Genomic DNA, 16,878 nt, shown 5'->3' with positions numbered 1-16,878 from the left:
CGGCCGGGAAGCTCAGACCGGAAGCCCCGCCACGTGGTCCGCCAGGGCGAGGCAGGCGGTGAGGCCCGGGGATTCGATGCCCAGGAGGTTCACCAGGCCCGGCACGCCGTGCTCCCCGGGGCCCTGGGCGAGCCAGTCCCGCGCGGGCTCGCCGGGGCCCTGCAGCTTGGCGCGGATGCCGGCGTAGGCGGGCTGGAGGGCCCCGTCGGGCAGGCCGGGCCAGTAGGCGCGGATGGCGCCGTAGAAGGCCTCGGCCCGGCGGGGGTCCACGGCGTAGTCCTCCGCCTCCACCCACTCCACGTCGGGGCCGAAGCGGGCCTGGCCGGCCAGATCCAGGGTGAGGTGCACGCCCAGGCCCGCGGCCTCCGGCACGGGGTAGACCAGCCGGGAGAAGGGGGCTGGGGCCGCGAGGGCGAAGTAGCTGCCCTTGGCCCGGTGGAAGGGCGGCAGGGCTTCCCGGCGCAGCCCGTCGATGCGGCCGGCCAGGGCGTGGGCGCCCAGGCCCGCGCAGTTGTAGACCCGCTCCGCCAGAAGCTCCAGAGGGGCCTCGCCGCCCACCCGCAGCATCACGCCCCCGGGGGCGGCCGCGCCGCCCAGCACGGGGCTCCGCAGGACGAGGACGGCGCCCTCGGCCTCCGCGTCCGCCAGGAGGGCCCTCATGAGGCCGTGGGAATCCACGATGCCCGTCTCGGGCGAAAGGAGGGCCGCCGCGCACCGGACCTCGGGCTCCAGCGCCCGGGCCCCGGCGCCGTCCATTTCCTGGAGGTCGCCCGCCCCGTTGGCCTCCCCCCGGGCGCGGAGGGCGCGGAGGGCCGCCTCCTGGCCGGGGCCGGCCACGATGAGCTTGCCGCAGCGCCGGTGGGCGATCCCGCGGGCGGCGCAGTACGCGTACAAGGCCTGCCGGCCGGGCGCGCAGAGCCGGGCCTTGAGGGAGCCCGGGGCGTAGTAGACGCCGGCATGGATGACCTCGCTGTTGCGCGAGCTGGCCCCGGTCCCGATGCGGTCCGCGGCTTCGAGGATCACCACCTCGCGCCCCTCCGACGCCAGGCGCCGGGCCAGGGCGAGGCCCACCACGCCGGCGCCGAGGACGGCGGTCTGGACCCGTTCCATCAGTTCTTCTTGAACTGCCGGTCGTAGGCTTCCTGGGCGTACTTGCTCGGGGGCACCCCGAACCGGCGCTTGAAGGCGCGGGTGAACGCCGAGGCGTCGTAGAAGCCCAGGCTCTCGGCCACGTCCAGGGGGCGCTCGCCGTCGCTCAGCATCTGCACGGCCCGCTGGAGGCGGCGCTCGATCAGGTACTGGTGGGGCGTGGTGCTGGTGGCTTCCCGGAAGAGGCGGATGAAATGGTCCGGCGTGCAGCGCGCCAGCTTCGCCATCTCAGGCACGCTGTTGGGGGCGCCCAGGTGGGCCTCCATGTGGTCGAGGACGAGCTGGAGGGTGGAGCGGCTGAGGCGGTAGGGGAACCGGGCGCGGTCCTCCTTCTCGCAGAGGCGGTTCAGCTCGGCGCCGAGGAGGATCAGGAAGAGCTCCCGGGTCATGAGCTGGAGGCCCTCGGGATTGGCGATCTCCTGGGTGAAGATGCCGAAGAGCTGCTTCAGGCTCTGGCTGCGCAGAACCGCGAAGCTCTGCTCCTGCCACTTGCGGGGCGGGTGCTGGAGGATGGAGACGAGGGGTTCGGGGAAGGGCCCGTCCATCTGCAGCGCCGTGAACCCGAAGGGCGTCTCGGGATGGTGGCGCTTGAAGGTGTGGCCGAACCCGGGCATCAGCAGCGCGAGGCTGCCGCGGGGGATGACCCCCTCCTCCTGGTCCTCGCCCGTGCACACCCGGATGGGGCTGGTGGGCAGGACCAGCGTCCACGACTCGTTGGAGGGCATGGCCTTGGCCGGGATCGGATCCCGCTTGAGGATCACAAGCTTCAGCGGGCCGCTGGTGTAGGTTTGGACGTTCTTGGTGTCAGGGCCGGTCATGGGCATGTTCTTCAACAGATGACGGGTTGGGATGCCGGTGCGTCAGGAATTCCTGGGCACCTGAAGAGACACCTGGATGGGAATGGAGGAATGCCGGACTTACCAGAGAATACCCCAAAGTTTTTTGACAACCACACAACCTTTTTTTTTCCTGTCAAAAAAAGCTGGGACCGTCCCCTGTGGGGGGCGGTCCCGGGTTAGGCAAGAATGAACTAGTAGGCGATCATGAAGGAGACGACGAGGCTGTCGCCGCCCTGCTCACCGGTCTGGCCCGTGCGGGGCAGCAGGAAGTTCTTGCTGCGCCAGATGTAGTTCACCTTGATCTTGCCGTAGGTGGCCTTGCTGGGATTGAACAGGTAGTTGTACCCGGCGGTGACCTCCGTGTACTTGGGGGTCAGATCGTAGCCCAGGCCGGTGGTGGCGTTGGCCATCTTGTAGGGGTTGTAGGTGGTGTACCAGTCGTCGCCGGAGTTGTAGTTCATGAAGTCGTAGCGCGCGAGGAACTGGTGGGCGCCCATCTTGTAGACGCCGGTCACCTGGTAGCCGAGGAAGGTCTGGTCCAGGTGCTCGCGCAGGGGGGTGGCGGCGGTGGTGAAGAGGCTGGGGTAGCGGCGGCCCAGGATGCCCGTCGCGCCCTCGGCCTCGAAGTGCCACTTGGCGTTGTCGAAGGCGTAGAAGGCGCCCGTCAGGGTGGTCTTGTCGCGGTTGTCCAGCACGGCCTGGTTGGTGACGCCGGCGGCGCTCCAGGCGGCGGGCAGGGTCACGGCGCCCGCGGTCTTCATGTTGGTCTCGCCGACGCGGTGGTAGACGCCGAACTTGTGGTTGGCGCCGTAGGACGCATCGTAGCGGAAGGTGTAGTCCTTCTGGGCGTTGGCGTCCACGGACTGCTTGCCCGAGGAGCCGTCGTCGGAGGAGCCGTTGGAGACGGCGACGTTGAACGTGCCCTTGAAGCCCTTGGGATCGCCGTAGCTGTAGGCGAACCACACGCCGCGGTCGCGGCGCTCACCGAACTGGCGGGCCAGCTGGGCGCGGTCGAAGAAGAGGATCTCGCGGGAGGCCACCAGGGTGGACTCGTAGACGGTCGGCATCTTGAACTGGCCGGCCTTCACGGTGAGGCCCTTCACGGCGGCGGGGGTCCAGGTGATGGCGAGGTCCTGCAGGATGTTGTTGGTGACCGTGTTGGTGGGCAGGTTGGGATCGAACATGAAGTTCGCGGCCCACTCGTCGCTCACCTTCCAGCTGCCGGAGATCTCCACGCGCTTGACGTGGAAGGAGTTCTCGGAAAAACGGCCGGAGGAGAGGCCCTCGTAGTAGGAGGAGGCCCCGCCGGGCTTGGCGGCGGAATCCCAGCGCAGGTTGGTGTTCAGCATCTGGGTGTACCAGAACTCGGTCAGCGCGTTGACCTTGAGATCCTGGGCCTGGGCGAAACCGGCCGCGACGAGGGCGGCCATGACGGCGAAGCGGTTGATTCTCATGGGTTGGCTCCTGAGAAGGTGGGTTGGGAAAAAGATCCTTGGAACGGTCTGATGGAAAGGTGGCCTGACCACCGATCCAGGGGGCTGCCCTCCATCCGGCAGGACCTCCTTGGGACTGCAGATCGCATGCCCCCATGGAAACACACTTCCAGGTCCGATTTTCACCCTTCGGCTTAATTTCACAGTTTCTTTACCGCCAACCGACGGGTCGGTAGGCGACCACCTACCGATCCACCGCCAGGCGGTACACGTCGCTGGCGGGCAGACCCAGGTGCCGGGCCAGGGGCTTCACGGCCTCCCGCAGGGTCATGCCCCCCTCCCGGGCGGCGTCCAGGTAGCGGAGGGCCCAATCCGGCAGGCCTTCGGCGGGCTCCGCCTCCGGCGCCTCCTCCCCGAGGGTGCGCTTGGCGTCGGCCCCGGCCAGGACCAGGACCATCTCGCCGCGGCCCTCGGTCCCCAGGGCGGTCCGCACCTGGGCTGCGGTGCCCCGGTACCAGGTCTCGTGGAGCTTGGTCAGCTCCCGGCCCAGGGCCAGTTCCCGCTCGGGGGCCACCTCCTCCAGCTCGGCCAGGGTCTCGTGGATGCGGTGGGGCGTCTCGAAGACGACGACGGTCTCCTCCCGGGCGGCCAGCTTCCGGAGGGCGGCCCGCCGGGGCTCGCCCCGGGAGGGCAGGTAGCCCCAGAAGCTGAAGGCGTGGCTGGGCAGCCCGGAGGCCACCACGGCGAGGGTGACCGCCGAAGGCCCCGGCAGCACGGTGACCTGGGCCCCCAGGTCCCGGGCGAGGCGGGCGACCTCGAAGCCCGGATCGTTCACCCCCGGCATGCCCGCGTCCGAGCAGTAGGCCACCCGCTGGCCCGCGGCCAGGGCCCGCGCCACCCGCTCCCGGTGATCCAGGGAGGCGTGGTCGTCGAAGCGGGCCAGGGGCTTCTCGAGCCCCAGGTGGGCCAGGAGCCCCCCGGTGCGGCGGGTGTCCTCGCAGGCGACCAGGTCGGCCTCCGCCAGGGCCTCCCGGGCGCGTTCCGTGAGGTCCCCCAGGTTCCCCAGGGGGGTGGGCACGAGGATGAGATGTCCGGCCAAGAGCGCCTCCGGGGGTATTCTGGCAGACTTCCCCCTGGATCCGCCCATGCCCCCTCCGCCCCAGGCCATGACCCCCTCCCAGGCCCGCCGCCTCCTGCTCGCCGGCCAGGCCCTCCTGGGCGCGCCCCCCCGGGACGCCGCGGAGGCCGTGGATCGCCTGGGCTTCGTGCAGATGGACTCCATCAACATCGTGGAGCGCGCCCACCACCTGACCCTGGGCAGCCGCCTCCCCGGCTACCGCCGCCCGGACTTCGATGCCCTCCTGGAGGGCGAGCGGCGCCTCTTCGAGCACTGGACCCACGACGCCTCCGCCATTCCCCTCGCCTTCTACCCCCAGTGGAAGCGCCGGTTCCCCCTGCGGCGCCAGCACCTCCTGGCCAGCGCCTGGTGGCGGGAACGGGTGGGCGAACAGGTGGAGACCCTCCTCAAGGCCGTCCGGGCGCGCATCCGCGAGGAGGGGCCCCTCATGAGCGCGGATTTCGAGCACCCGAAGGCCGTGGGCGGCAGCGCCTGGTGGGGCTGGAAGCCGGCCAAGGCCGCGCTGGAGTTCCTCTGGCACACCGGGGAGCTGGCCGTGGCGCGGCGGGTGAACTTCCACAAGGTGTACGACCTGGCCGAGCGGGTGCTGCCGGCCCACCACGGTCTCCCCGTCCCCTCCCGCGCCGCCCACCTGGACTGGGCCTGCGCCTCCGCCCTGGACCGCCTGGGCGCGGCCACCCCCCGGGAGCTCGCCGCCTTCTGGGAGGCCGTGGCGCCCGCCGAGGCCGAGGCCTGGTGCGCCCGGGCCGTCCGCACGGGGCGGGCCGTGCCGGTGGAGATCCAGGGCGAGCCCCCCCGCCCCGCCGTCGCCGTCCCGGACTGGGAGGCCCGGCTGCGGGAGGCCGGCGAGCCCGGGGACCGGATGGTGCTCCTCTGCCCCTTCGATCCCATCCTGCGCGACCGGGCGCGGGCCCTGCGCCTCTTCGGGTTCGACTACCGCTTCGAGGCCTTCGTGCCCCAGGCCAAGCGCCAGTACGGCTACTACGTGCTCCCCATCCTGGAGGGGGAGCGCCTGGTGGGGCGCCTGGATCCCAAGTTCCAGCGGGACCGCGGCGTCCTGGAGGTCCAGGGGCTCTGGTGGGAGCCGGGAATCCGGCCTGGCAAGGCCCGGCTCCAGCGCCTGGAACGGGCCGCCGAGGACCTCGCGGCCCGCATCGGCGCCGCCCGGGTGGAGCTGCCCCGGGGCTGAGCCCCCCTACTCGTGCCCGTAGTCCCCCGCCTGGACCTTGCCGCGGTGGACGCGGCCGAGGAAGGCGAAGTAGCCCAGGGCCAGGACGAAGGCCACGATCCACCAGCGCATCCCGGCCCGGAGGGCGTAGGGGCCGGCGCTGGCGTTCAGGGCGTCCAGGCTGAAGCGGGGGTCGAGGGTGGAGCGGAGCATCACCGGCCAGACGCAGGCGGCGGTGGCGACGAGGATGCCGAGGATGAAGGCGCTGGAACCGGCGAAGGCCAGGAGGTCCCGCTCCAGGCGGAGGCCGGCGAGGGCCACGCCCAGGCCGCCCACGTAGAGGGCGAGGCCCACCCAGGCCAGGGGGGCGTGGGGCAGGCGCGCGTAGAGGTCCGGGTTGACCCGGGCGGTGGCGATGGTGGCGGCCAGGGCCAGGCCCACCACGGCCGTCCAGAGGCGCAGCGCCGCGGTGCGGCTGCGGTGCCGGACGGGGCCGTCGGTCTTCCAGGCCAGGTACAGGGCCCCGTGGCAGGCCAGGGCCGCCAGCACGAAGAGGCCCATCAGCACGGTGTACCAGTCCAGGATGCCCACGGGATTCTGCACGTCCCAGTGGGTGAAGAGGGGGATATTGAAGAAGCCGGAGCCGTCCAGCGGCACGCCCCGGACCACGTTGCCCAGGGCCGCGCCCAGGAGCACCGGCATGAAGGCGCTGGCCAGGGCGAAGACCCCGTCCCAGAATGCGCGCCAGAGGCCGTCGCCCAGGTGGGAGCGGAACTCGATGGAGATGCCCCGCAGGAGGAGGCACCAGATCACGAGGAACATGGCCAGGTAGAACCCGGAGAAGGAGGCCGCGAGCACCTTGGGGAAGGCGAGGAAGAGCACGCCCCCGCCGGCCAGGAGCCACACCTCGTTGCCGTCCCACCAGGGCCCGATGGCCGCGAGCACCTGCCGGCGCTCGGCGTCCGTGCGCGCCACGAAGAGGTGCAGGATCCCCGCGCCGAAGTCGAAGCCGTCCAGGATGGCGTAGAGGGCCATCACCACCGCCACGGACCAGAACCAGAACATCTCCATGACCTACTCCTTGGGTCCGTGCGCCACTTCCCGGCTCACCAGGAAGAGGTAGAGGAGGCCCAGGACGAGGTAGAGTCCGGCGAAGCCCAGGGCCGTGAAGATCGTCTGGCCCGGGTGGACCAGGTGGGAGGTGCCGTCCGCGGTGCGCAGGAGCCCGAAGACGAGCCAGGGCTGGCGGCCCAGCTCCGCCACCATCCACCCCGCGCTGTTGGCGATGAAGGGGAAGGGGAAGGCCAGCATCAGGCACCAGAGGACGGGCCGCGCATGGTCCAGGATCCCCCGCCAGAGCAGGAGGGCCGAGAGGCCCATCAGGGCGATGAAGAGGGTGCCCAGCCCCACCATGATGTGGAAGCCGTAGTAGAGCAGCTCGATGTTGGTGGGCCACTGGTCCGGGGGGAAGGCGTCCAGGCCCCGCACGTCGCTGGAGAAGGAGCCGTAGGCGATGAAGCTCAGGATGCCCGGCAGAGGCACGGGGTTCTCCAGGCGCTGGTTCCGCACATCGGGCTGGCCGATGAGGTTCACTTCGGCGTAGGGGCCGCTGTGCCACCGCCCCTCCATGGCCGCCAGGGCCACGGGCTGGTGACGGGCCACGAGCTTGCCCTGCTGGTCACCGGTGGGGAAGGCCGCCGCGAGGCTCGCCACCAGGCCCAGGGCCACGCCGAGGCGCAGGTTCAGGCGGGCCTGCCCGGGATGGAGGCCCTGGAGGGTCCAGAAGGCCCCCACCGCCGCCACCACGAAGGCGCCCGTCACGACCGCCCCCGTCATGGTGTGGGCGTACTGCACGAGGGCCCACGGGTTGAAGACGAAGGCCGCGAAGCTGGACAGCTGCAGGGCGCCGCCCACCGCCTGGTAGCCCACCGGGTGCTGCATGAAGGCGTTGGTGGCCACGATGAAGTAGCCCGAGAGCCAGCTCCCCAGGAAGAGGGCCACGGCCGCCAGGGCATGCATGCGCTCGCCCAGCTTCCGCTCCCCGAAGACCAGCAGGCCCAGGAAGGTGCTCTCCAGGAAGAAGGCGAACATGCCCTCCATGGCCAGGGTCTGGCCCACGACGCCGCCGGCGTCCCGGGAGAAGCGGGCCCAGTTGGTGCCGAACTGGAATTCCAGGGGGATGCCCGTCACCACACCCACCGCGAAGGTGAGCCCGAAGATGCGGATCCAGAAGCGCGCGGCCGTATGGAACCGCGGCTCCTGCTTCCAGAGGGCCAGCCCCTTTAGCAGCACGATCACCAGGGCCAGTCCCATCGTCAGCTGCGGGAACAGGTAATGGAAGGTCGCGGTGAAGCCGAACTGCAGGCGATGCCAGAAAAGTAGACCATCCATGGGAAAGACTCCGGAACCGGTATGAAACCCTATTGTAGACTGTCGCAGTAAACATTGGAACCCGTGGGTTTCCCCGCCCGCCTGAAACCTCGTAAGATGATGTGGGCGCCCGAGCGCCCTTTCTGGAGCCCGGATGCCCTACGCCGGAGAATTGGCAGCCCTGTTGACGGCCGTTTGCTGGTCCATCAATTCCGTATGCTTCACCCTGGCCGGGCGGCGCGTTGGATCGCCGGCGGTGAACGCCTCCCGCCTCTTCATGGCCCTGGCCATGCTCCTCGTGGTGCACCAGCTCCTGTACGGCACGCCCTTCCCCTTCCACGCGGGCGGCGCCCGGCTCGCCGCCCTGGGCGTCTCAGGCCTCATCGGCTTCGCCCTGGGGGACGCCCTGCTCTTCGAGGCCTTCCTCCTCCTGGGGGCTCGGGTGGCCATGCTGCTCATGACCCTCTCCCCCGTCTTCAGCGCCCTCCTCGCCTGGGCCTTCCTGGGCCAGACCCTCTCCCCGCTGAAACTGGCCGCCATCGCCGCCACCCTCGGGGGCATCGCCTGGGTGGTGGCGGAGGGGTCGGACGGCGCCACCGGGACCCACGGCGGGGCCCGGAGCCTGGGCGTCCTCCTGGGCATCGGCGGCGCCCTGGGCCAGTCCGTGGGCTTGATCCTCTCCGAGTACGGCATGCGGGGCGGCCTCCCCTCCCTCTCCGCGAACCTGGTCCGCGTGGTGGCCGGCACCGCCGCCATCAGCCTGTGGTTCCTCGTCCGCGGCCAGTTCCTGGACCAGGCCCGGCGCCTGCGGGACGTCCGCGCCTCCGTGCTCATCTTCGTGGGCGCGGTCACGGGCCCCTTCATCGGCGTGGTCCTCTCCCTCTACGCCATCACCCACGCCTCCATGGGCGTGGCGGCCACCCTCATGTCCCTGTCGCCGGTGATCCTCCTGCCCCTGTCGGTCTTCGTCTTCCGCGAGCGGGTCTCGCCCCGCGCCTGGGCGGGCACCGTGGTCTCCCTCGCGGGGGCCGCCGCCCTGTTCTGGGTCTAGGAGGACTGCCGGTAGGCCTGGTCCACGCTCTGGAGGACGGAGAGGATCCGGAAGGGGTCCACGACGACGAAGTCGGCGGCCCCCATGGCCTGGGCGCGGGCGCGCTTCAGGGGCGCGTCCTCCTCGGTGCCGGCCACGAGGAGGGGCACCGGGAGGGGGCCGTCCTTGAGGAGCCTGGAGGCCAGCTCCATGCCGCTCATGGCCCGCAGCCGCTGGTGGACGATCACGAGGCGCACCCGGCCCCAGGCGGCGCCCTCCACGCCCAGGGGACCCAGGAGCCCCTTGAACTCGCCCCGGGCGTAGTCCAGCCCCGCCACGCCGTACTTGCGGCCCAGGGCCTCGCCCAGGCGCTGGGAGAAGGGGGGCTCCCCGACCACGAGGACGAGGGGATCCTTCTCCACCAGCACCTGGAGGGTGGGCGCCGAGCGCTTCACGCCGCCGGCGGAGCGGTCCGCCCGGATGCCCCGGCTCTGGAACAGCTCCCGGTCCTTGCGGTCCTGGGCGATCATCGCCTCGTTCAGCCAGAGGCGGTAGTCGCGCAGCACCTGCGCGTCGGGCTTCTCCCGGAAGCGGAGGCAGGCGACGCCCTCCTCCATGGAGTCGCACATCGCGGCCAGCACGAACTTGGCCTCCAGGTCCAGGGACAGCTCCAGGGTGGTGGGGGTGTCCGGCTTGAGCTGGCCCTCCTTCACCGCGCCGGTGCCGTAGAGGGGCAGCTGGACGCCCTCGCCGCCCATGGCCCGGATCCGGGCGTCGCAGAAGTCCATGCTGGGGCTCGTGAAGACGGCCTTGAACAGCTTCTCGGGCACGAAGTCGGCGACGCCCCGGTAGTCGCGGCCCTTGAGGACGCGGGGCTGCTCGATGAAGGCGCATTCGGAACCGTCCTGGACGCCGAAGTCCGCGATCTCGACCGTGCCCTGGAACTTCCGCCCCCGGTCGAAGACCGTCATGCGGTAGTGGTCGCCCACCCGCATGTTCCAGCGGGTCCGCTCCTGGGAGGTGATGCCCACGACGATGCGGCCCTCCACCTCCTCGAAGATCGGGAAGGACCACTCCCGGCCTTCCACCCGCATGGAAATTTCCCCGCCCGCGCGGCAGAGGCGCTGGAAGACCATCCGGATGGTCGCGGCGTCGTCGAGCTGGAAGAAGTCGGACGGCATGCGCTGAGTATGCGCAAGCGTTCGAATTATTCAATATCCAAGTACGGCCTCGACGGCGGCGTAGGGGTCCATGCGCTGGGCGGCGATGGCGTCCACCAGGTCCCGGACCCGGTCCTCCCCCGCCCTGGCGCGGGCGCGGCGGGCGGCCTCCTCCGCCAGGAGGCTGCCGAAGCGCAGCCGGGCCCGCTCCCGCGCCTTGGCCTGGAGGCCGCCGTGGGCGGTGAGCCAGTCCTGGTGCTCCCGGACCTTGGCCAGCAGTTCCCGCACCCCCTCGCCCTGGGCGGCGACGGTCCTCAGCGCGGGCGGGTCCCAGGCCTTGGAGGAGCCCAGGGCCTTCATGGCCTCGATCTCCTGCTCCACCTTGTCCGCCCCGTCCCGGTCGGCCTTGTTCACCACGAAGAGGTCGGCCACCTCCATGATGCCGGCCTTGATGGCCTGGATCTCGTCCCCCATGCCCGGCACCAGCACCACGCAGCAGGTGTGGACGCAGCTCACCACATCCACCTCGTCCTGGCCCACGCCCACCGTCTCCACCAGCACGTCGTCGAAGCCCGCCGCGTCCAGGAGGTCGATGGCGTCCTGGGTGGCCCGGGCGAGGCCGCCGAGGGCTCCCCGGGTGGCCATGGAGCGGATGAAGATCCCGGGATCGGCCGCGATGCGGCCCATGCGGATGCGGTCGCCCAGGATGGCCCCGCCGCTGAAGGGGGAGGTGGGGTCCACGGCCAGGATCCCCACCTTCCGGCCCTCGGCCCGCAGGGTCCGGGCCAGCTGGTCGGTCAAGGTGGACTTGCCGCTGCCCGGCGCCCCGGTCAGGCCCAGGACCCGGGCCCGCCCCAGGTGGGGCCAGACCTGGGCCATGAGGTGCCGAGCGTCCGGGTGCCCGTTTTCCATCCAGGAGATCGCCCGGGCGAGTGCCCGGGTCTGGCCCGCCAGCAGGGGTTCCAGGAGGGGGTGCGCATGTTCCATGTCATCCAGGATGCCATCCGCCGGGTCCCAGGGGGGGGATGCTATGATCTTCGAAGTTCGATTGACCTTTCAGAGCCCAAGATGACCCCACGCCCCCCCGACGTCCCCGCCAGCCCCGAACCCGCCCCGGCGGAACAGGGGGCCCCCGGCTCCGTGAAGGTGCAGAAGCGCTCGGCCGCTCCCGCCGTCGCGACCCGTGAAAAGATCTGCGCCACCTGCGGCAAGCCCTTCCGGCTGGCCCCGGAGGAGAAGTTCTTCAACTGCCCCGCCTGCCACCGGAAGGCCAATCCCCCCCGGAAGCCCCCCCGGAGGTCGGACGCCCAGATCCTCACCCAGATCACCTGCTCGGCCTGCGGCACGCAGGAGTATGTCTCCTTCGTGCCCCCCGATCCGGCCGCCGCCCTGTGCGCCGCCTGCTTCGGTCGCCAGCGCCGGGAACTTCAGGCCCAGAAGAATCATCAATTTGGGCGATAGCCCTTGCTGGAGACATTCATGACGATGCGCATTCCCGTCCTGATGGCCGCCCTGTTGCTGGCCGGACCCGCCGTCCAGGCCCAGACCAAGGCCACCCCCAAGGCCAAGAGCGCGGAAAAAGCCCAGGCCAAGGAAAGCATGGAGGCCACCTTCGCCCGCCAGAGCCTGGACCAGGTGCTGGACGCCGTGAACGCCGCCTGGTTCGGCGAGGCGTACGAGAAGATCCCCGCCGTGGAGCTCGAGGGCAACCTCTCCATCCAGTTCACCGCCGCCGCGGCCAACGCCAAGGTGGAGCAGGCCGGCCAGGGGGCCTTGAAGGGCAACTTCACCCAGGGCGGCACCATCAACGCGCACCTCAAGGGCACCTACTTCGCCAACGCGGACTTCCGCACGGAGTTCAAGGGCGATTTCGGCACCCTCCTCTACACCCGGACCGGCAACAAGGGCTTCCTGTACAGCAAGGAGCTCAACGCCTACACCACCAAGATCGACCTCCCCCCCACCCGGCCGCCCCAGTACTTCCGCACCTGGTTCACCGAGTGCGTGAACGACATCAAGGCCGTCTACACCAAGGGCACCATGTTCAAGGCCACCCTGGGCCGCGAGGACGCCTCCGGCGGCCAGACCCTGGTGTTCAACGCCCCCACCGGCGCCTACGACGCCAAGAAGCGCGAGCAGAGCATGGCGGAGAGCCTCGGGTTCTGGAAGCGCGGCCGCCTCGAGGTGGTCTTCGACAAGGCCACGAAGCTGCCCCAGAAGATGAACTTCCATAACGAGGCCCAGGGCATCCGCACCCGGATGACCTTCCACTACTCCGGCGGCCGTCCCACCAGCGTCACCCTGGAGAACCAGAGCCGCGGCATGGAAGGCCCCGCCTCCCTGACGCTCTCCTACAACAACCAGGGCCGCATTGACCGCTTGGCCGGCCAGATGGGCTTCCCCGTCGGCGTCCTGAAGTTCGACCTGGGCATGTCCTGGCTGCCCAATGCCCGGCCCGTCGCCTCCATCCCCCCCGTCGGTTCCACCAAGAAGGGCGGCGACGAGCTGGAGACCCTCCTCCTGGTCAACCTGGCCGGCAAGGTGCTGGACCTCCAGAAGGTGGGCTTCAACCTCCGCAGCGTGACCCTCACCAGCAAGTGATCCCCCATGGCGGATCCCGCGGCCCAGGAGGCCTTCCGGCGCGGGGATGAGGCGGCCGCCTGCGGGCGGTGGGCCGAGGCCGCGGCCCGGTACCAGGAGGCCTTGGCCGGCGGCCCCTGCCCCGAAGCCTCCAACAACCTGGGCAACGCCCTCCTGATGGCCGGCCGGCCCAGGGAGGCCCTCGCGGCCTTCCTGGCCGCCGACTGCCCCGAGGGCCGGCTCAACGCCAGCGTCGCCGCCCGGGCCCTCGGAACCCCCGACCTCGCCCGGGACCTGCTGGAGCAGGCCGTGACCGAGGACCCCGGCTCCCCCCTCGCGTGGATCGCCCTGGCCAACCTCCTCAAGGACCTGGGCCGCGTGGACCTGGCCCTGCCCGCCCTGGGGCGGGCCCTGGACCTGGATCCCGGGGACCCCCTCGCCCGCGGCAACCTGGCCTACCTGACCCCCTTCGCCCCCGGGGCCTCCCCGGAGGCCCTCCTCCAGGCCGCCCGGCTTTGCGAGCCCCCCCAGGGGGCCGCCCTGCGCCTGCCCCCCGCCCCGCCCCGGTCCGGCGGCCCCCTACGCGTGGGCTACCTGTCGCCGGACTTCCGGTGGCACTGCCAGGCCTTCTTCACCCTGCCCCTCTTCGCCCACCACGACCCCAGCCGGGTCCACGTCACCGCCTACGCCACCGTGGCCCGGCCCGATGGCGTGACGGAGCGCCTGAAGGGCCTCGTCCCCGCCTGGCGGGATTGTGCCCGCCTGGACGATGCCGAACTGGCCGCCCGGATCCGCGAGGACGGCATCGAGGTGCTGGTGGACCTGACCATGCACATGGCCGGAGGCCGCCCGGGCGTCCTCGCCCGCAAGCCCGCCCCCATCCAGGTCGCCTGGCTCGCCTACCCCGGCACCACCGGCCTCTCCGCCGTGGACGCCCGCATCAGCGACCCCTACCTGGACCCGCCGGGCCTCCACGACGCCCATTACGCCGAGCGCACCCTCCACCTCCCCCGCACCTTCTGGTGCTACGACCCCCTGGCCGAGGGCCCCGAGCCCGGCCCCCTCCCGGCCCGGCGAAACGGGCGGGTGACCTTCGGCTGCCTCAACAACTTCTGCAAGGTGAACGCCGGCGTCCTGGCCCTGTGGGCCCGGGTCCTGGAGGCCGTGCCCGGCTCCCGCCTCCGCCTCCTGGCCCCCGAGGGCGCCAGCCGGGCCTGGGTGCTCAGCCAGCTCCCCGGCCCCGACCGGGTCGACTTCGTGCCCTTCCAGGCGCGGGACGCCTATCTGGCCGAATACCGGGAGATCGACCTCTGCCTCGACACCCTCCCCTACAACGGCCACACCACCAGCCTGGACGCCTTCTGGATGGGCGTGCCCGTCGTCACCCGGGTGGGCGCCACCGTCGTGGGCCGGGCCGGCTGGAGTCAGCTCCAGAACCTGGGCCTCCCCGGGCTCGCCGCCTGGGACGACGACGCCTTCGTGGCCGCCGCCGCCGGCCTCGCCGGGGACCTGGACCGCCTGGAGGCCCTGCGCCGGGACCTGCGGCCCCGCATGGTCCGCAGCCCCCTCATGGACGCCCCGGCCTTCGCCCGGGACCTGGAGGACGTCCTCCTGCGCGCGGCCGGCCTCCGGGCCTGAGGACGCCCCCGGGGGGAGGCGCCCTCAGGCCCCTGGCCTCAGCCCTGCCCCCCCGGCTGGGGCGCCGCCGCCAGCAGCTGGGGCAGGAGCGCCTGCCCCCGCGGCACGAGGGTGATGGCCGCCTTGCGGCCCGTGAGCTTTTGGACCTCCAGCACCCGGAAGAGCGCCTCGGACACCTGCGGATCCTGGCTGATCTCCTGGAGGGCGGCACCCACGATCTCCGGGCGCACCGCCCCGGCCTTGGCGAACTCCACCGCCGCCTGCCGCTCGGCCGTGCTGGTGATGATGTTCACCTGGTTGACCCCGTCCTGCTTGATGCTGGACGTGACCTGGCGCAGGCGGTTGACCACCTTGCTCTCGATCTGGCGGATCATGTCGCCGTCCCGGAAATGGACCTTCCGGATGTAGACCGAGCCCAGCCGATAGCCCCACTCGTGGGACTGGGGCGACACCTCCGTGCGCACCGTCTGGCTCATGGCGTGGCGGTCGCTGAGCATGGAGCCCAACGGCAGGTTGCTGAGGCAGCGCACCGCCGAGTTGCTCACGTTGGCCGCCAGCGAGCCCCGGGGGTCCGTGTTCTTGAAGAGGTAGGCGACGGGGTCCGAGATGTACATCTCGTACCAGATGCCGATGCCCATGGGCGCGCCCTCCTCCGAGTTCACCGGCGCGCTGCGCAGGTACTCCTGGTCCAGGCGCAGGTCGATGACGTACCGCTTGCCCAGCCAGCCCACGAGGGGGGCCCGCCAGCCCATGCGGAGCCAGAGGAAGTGGAGCCCCGGATCGTCCAGGACCGCGATCACCTTCCCGAAGAGCACGAACACCAGGCACTGGCGCTCCTGGACGATGGCGTAGAAGCCCAGCGTCCTCAGCAGGCCCATGATCACCGGGCCCGCGATGAAGCAGAGCGCGAACGTGACGAAGGCGACGACGACGGTTTCCATCACTCCACCTCCAGGACGGCCTTGCCGGCTTCCGCATAGAGCCCCAGCCGCACGTTGCGGACGTACGCCTCCAGCGCGCCCGGACCTCCGTGGGTCTTCAGGTCCGCGATCTGCGAGGCCAGGAGCCGCAGGGGCTCCACCTCCGCCTGCGCACGCAGGGTCTCGATCTCCACCGCCCTGCGGGACTGGACGATCTTCTGGTCAGCGGCGGCCTGGGCCAGACTGATGTCGGAGCTGACCTGGTTGTGGGCCGTGTTGATGGCCGCCAGGGCCGACTCCACCTCCGGCGGCGGATCGATGGCCGTGATGAGGCTGGCCTCCAGCTGGATCCCGTAGCGGGCCTGCGCCGACGCGCACTCCCGGTCCATGTGCTCGTTGAGGTCCCGGAGGTTCTTCCGGAGATCGTTGATGGAGATCCCCGTCTGGGCCGCGCCGTCCACGTCCTTCCCGTCCGCGGCGTCCCGGGGCACCTCGAAGGTCGCGATCCGCTCGCGCAGCACCGAGACGAAGTAGCCCATGACGTGGGCGATTGGGTTCTTCACCCCGAAGATGAAGGCGTAGAGGTTCCGCTCGCTGACCCGGAACCGGATCTGGCCCGTCAGGCCCGTGTTGAGCTGGTCCTTGGTGACCGCCTCCAGCACCGTGCCGCCGCTGTTGGCCGACGGGGCCGTGGGGTCCCAGGCCATGCTCACCGTCTCAGTCGAGATCGACACCTTGTAGACCCGCTCCCAGGGCCACTTGAAGTAGGGTCCCCCGGGCTGGATCACCCGCACCTGCGGCACCGCGTACCGGTCCCGCTCCTCCGGACTGAGCATGCGGGAGATCGGATCATTGGCCGTCGTCACCCCCTCCAGGCGCTGCGCCCTCCCGAAGGAGGTCTTCACCGCCCGCTCATTCTGGTTCACCGTGAAGATCCCCGCCGCCAGATAGCGCACGAGGAACCAGGCCACGACCCCCAGGGGAATCCCCAGGGTGAGACCCCCCATCAGGTCGAACATGCCATCCCCCTTTCAGGTGCGGATGCCCCAGTATGCCCCGGCCACCCCCCCGACCCTTGAGGATTCCTCCCCAAATTGCCTGCCGTCCCCGCCTTTGTTATAGTTTTCAGTCCGTCGGGGCGTGGCGCAGCCTGGTAGCGCATCTGCTTTGGGAGCAGAGGGTCGGAGGTTCGAATCCTCTCGCCCCGACCAATAAAACCAATGACTTACGAGGCTTCCACACAGGATTGGGGGCCTCGTTTTTTCTTGCGATCTACGCTACCTCTACTCTCCAATTCACCCAGCTCAGGGTATTTCCCTTTTTTCTCCTCCCCTTCTATGCCAAGAGGGAGGAATGTCCGAAGCGTCCAAAATGTCCAGATGACAATCTGGGTGCGGGTTTCACTACGGACGTTTCCAGTTCACCCGATGCCCAAAAGGCCAACTAATGTTGC

At 70.6% G+C, this 16,878-nt stretch carries 15 protein-coding genes and 1 tRNA gene; 6 read left to right on the top strand and 10 right to left on the bottom strand.

From position 1 onward, the window contains the following. Positions 1-12: 12 nt before the first annotated feature. The 4 genes from R2J75_RS02910 to rsmI all read right to left on the bottom strand — a co-directional run bounded on the left by R2J75_RS02910 (position 13) and on the right by rsmI (position 4,520). Positions 13-1,110, bottom strand: coding sequence for an NAD(P)/FAD-dependent oxidoreductase (locus R2J75_RS02910; RefSeq protein ID WP_243332072.1), 1,098 nt, complete (start codon positions 1,108-1,110; stop codon positions 13-15). Further along, a complete protein-coding gene (locus R2J75_RS02905) occupies positions 1,110-1,967 on the bottom strand; it encodes an AraC family transcriptional regulator (RefSeq protein WP_243332069.1) in 858 nt (285 codons plus the stop codon). Before R2J75_RS02905 ends, R2J75_RS02910 begins: the two co-directional genes overlap by 1 nt. Before the next feature lie 212 nt (positions 1,968-2,179). Then, a complete protein-coding gene (locus R2J75_RS02900; protein WP_243332068.1) occupies positions 2,180-3,442 on the bottom strand; it encodes an OprO/OprP family phosphate-selective porin in 1,263 nt (420 codons plus the stop codon). Positions 3,443-3,665: 223 nt separating this feature from the next. Beyond that, entirely contained in the window at positions 3,666-4,520 is an 855-nt protein-coding gene (rsmI, locus tag R2J75_RS02895; RefSeq protein WP_279341700.1) for a 16S rRNA (cytidine(1402)-2'-O)-methyltransferase, read from the bottom strand. Positions 4,521-4,566: 46 nt separating this feature from the next. Between rsmI and R2J75_RS02890 the strand changes: the two genes are divergently transcribed. Then, positions 4,567-5,748: a winged helix-turn-helix domain-containing protein gene (locus R2J75_RS02890; protein WP_316411037.1), complete on the top strand. Its 1,182-nt coding sequence runs from the start codon at positions 4,567-4,569 to the stop codon at positions 5,746-5,748. 6 nt (positions 5,749-5,754) lie between these two features. Here R2J75_RS02890 and cydB read toward each other — a convergent pair whose 3' ends face one another. Together cydB and R2J75_RS02880 are read right to left on the bottom strand one after the other, a co-directional pair. Beyond that, entirely contained in the window at positions 5,755-6,798 is a 1,044-nt protein-coding gene (gene cydB / locus R2J75_RS02885; protein ID WP_243332065.1) for a cytochrome d ubiquinol oxidase subunit II, read from the bottom strand. A gap of 3 nt (positions 6,799-6,801) precedes the next feature. Further along, the gene (locus tag R2J75_RS02880) at positions 6,802-8,118 is read right to left on the bottom strand and encodes a cytochrome ubiquinol oxidase subunit I (protein WP_243332064.1); all 1,317 of its coding nucleotides are present in this window, start codon (positions 8,116-8,118) and stop codon (positions 6,802-6,804) included. Positions 8,119-8,251: 133 nt separating this feature from the next. On the opposite strand from R2J75_RS02880, the gene R2J75_RS02875 reads away from it, so the two are divergent. After that, complete coding sequence (locus R2J75_RS02875; protein ID WP_243332062.1) at positions 8,252-9,148, top strand: DMT family transporter; 897 nt, start codon at positions 8,252-8,254, stop codon at positions 9,146-9,148. Here R2J75_RS02875 and R2J75_RS02870 read toward each other — a convergent pair. Both R2J75_RS02870 and meaB read right to left on the bottom strand, forming a co-directional pair. Next, positions 9,145-10,308: a response regulator gene (locus R2J75_RS02870; RefSeq protein WP_243332060.1), complete on the bottom strand. Its 1,164-nt coding sequence runs from the start codon at positions 10,306-10,308 to the stop codon at positions 9,145-9,147. The two genes, R2J75_RS02875 and R2J75_RS02870, sit on opposite strands and share 4 nt — an antisense overlap. Before the next feature lie 30 nt (positions 10,309-10,338). Beyond that, entirely contained in the window at positions 10,339-11,274 is a 936-nt protein-coding gene (gene meaB, locus R2J75_RS02865; RefSeq protein ID WP_243332049.1) for a methylmalonyl Co-A mutase-associated GTPase MeaB, read from the bottom strand. Positions 11,275-11,355: 81 nt separating this feature from the next. On the opposite strand from meaB, the gene R2J75_RS02860 reads away from it, so the two are divergent. The 3 genes from R2J75_RS02860 to R2J75_RS02850 are packed head-to-tail and all read left to right on the top strand — an operon-like array spanning position 11,356 to position 14,505. Next, positions 11,356-11,748 (top strand): hypothetical protein, encoded by a 393-nt coding sequence (locus tag R2J75_RS02860; protein ID WP_243332047.1) that lies wholly within the window; start codon positions 11,356-11,358, stop codon positions 11,746-11,748. Positions 11,749-11,766: 18 nt separating this feature from the next. Next, a complete protein-coding gene (locus tag R2J75_RS02855; RefSeq protein ID WP_243332045.1) occupies positions 11,767-12,888 on the top strand; it encodes a hypothetical protein in 1,122 nt (373 codons plus the stop codon). A 6-nt stretch (positions 12,889-12,894) separates the two neighbouring features. After that, positions 12,895-14,505: an O-linked N-acetylglucosamine transferase, SPINDLY family protein gene (locus R2J75_RS02850; RefSeq protein WP_316411036.1), complete on the top strand. Its 1,611-nt coding sequence runs from the start codon at positions 12,895-12,897 to the stop codon at positions 14,503-14,505. A gap of 38 nt (positions 14,506-14,543) precedes the next feature. Here R2J75_RS02850 and R2J75_RS02845 read toward each other — a convergent pair whose 3' ends face one another. After that, complete coding sequence (locus R2J75_RS02845) at positions 14,544-15,446, bottom strand: SPFH domain-containing protein (RefSeq protein WP_243332041.1); 903 nt, start codon at positions 15,444-15,446, stop codon at positions 14,544-14,546. Next, entirely contained in the window at positions 15,446-16,444 is a 999-nt protein-coding gene (locus R2J75_RS02840) for an SPFH domain-containing protein (RefSeq protein WP_243332039.1), read from the bottom strand. Before R2J75_RS02840 ends, R2J75_RS02845 begins: the two co-directional genes overlap by 1 nt. 115 nt (positions 16,445-16,559) lie before the next feature. Between R2J75_RS02840 and R2J75_RS02835 the strand changes: the two genes are divergently transcribed. Further along, positions 16,560-16,636 (top strand) — tRNA-Pro (locus R2J75_RS02835). The last annotated feature ends 242 nt before the right edge of the window (positions 16,637-16,878 follow it).

Source organism: Mesoterricola sediminis (assembly GCF_030295425.1).
GTDB lineage: Bacteria > Acidobacteriota > Holophagae > Holophagales > Holophagaceae > Mesoterricola > Mesoterricola sediminis.
The sequence above is the reverse complement of the archived record's forward strand: the minus strand, read 5'-3'. Positions and strand labels throughout refer to the sequence as shown.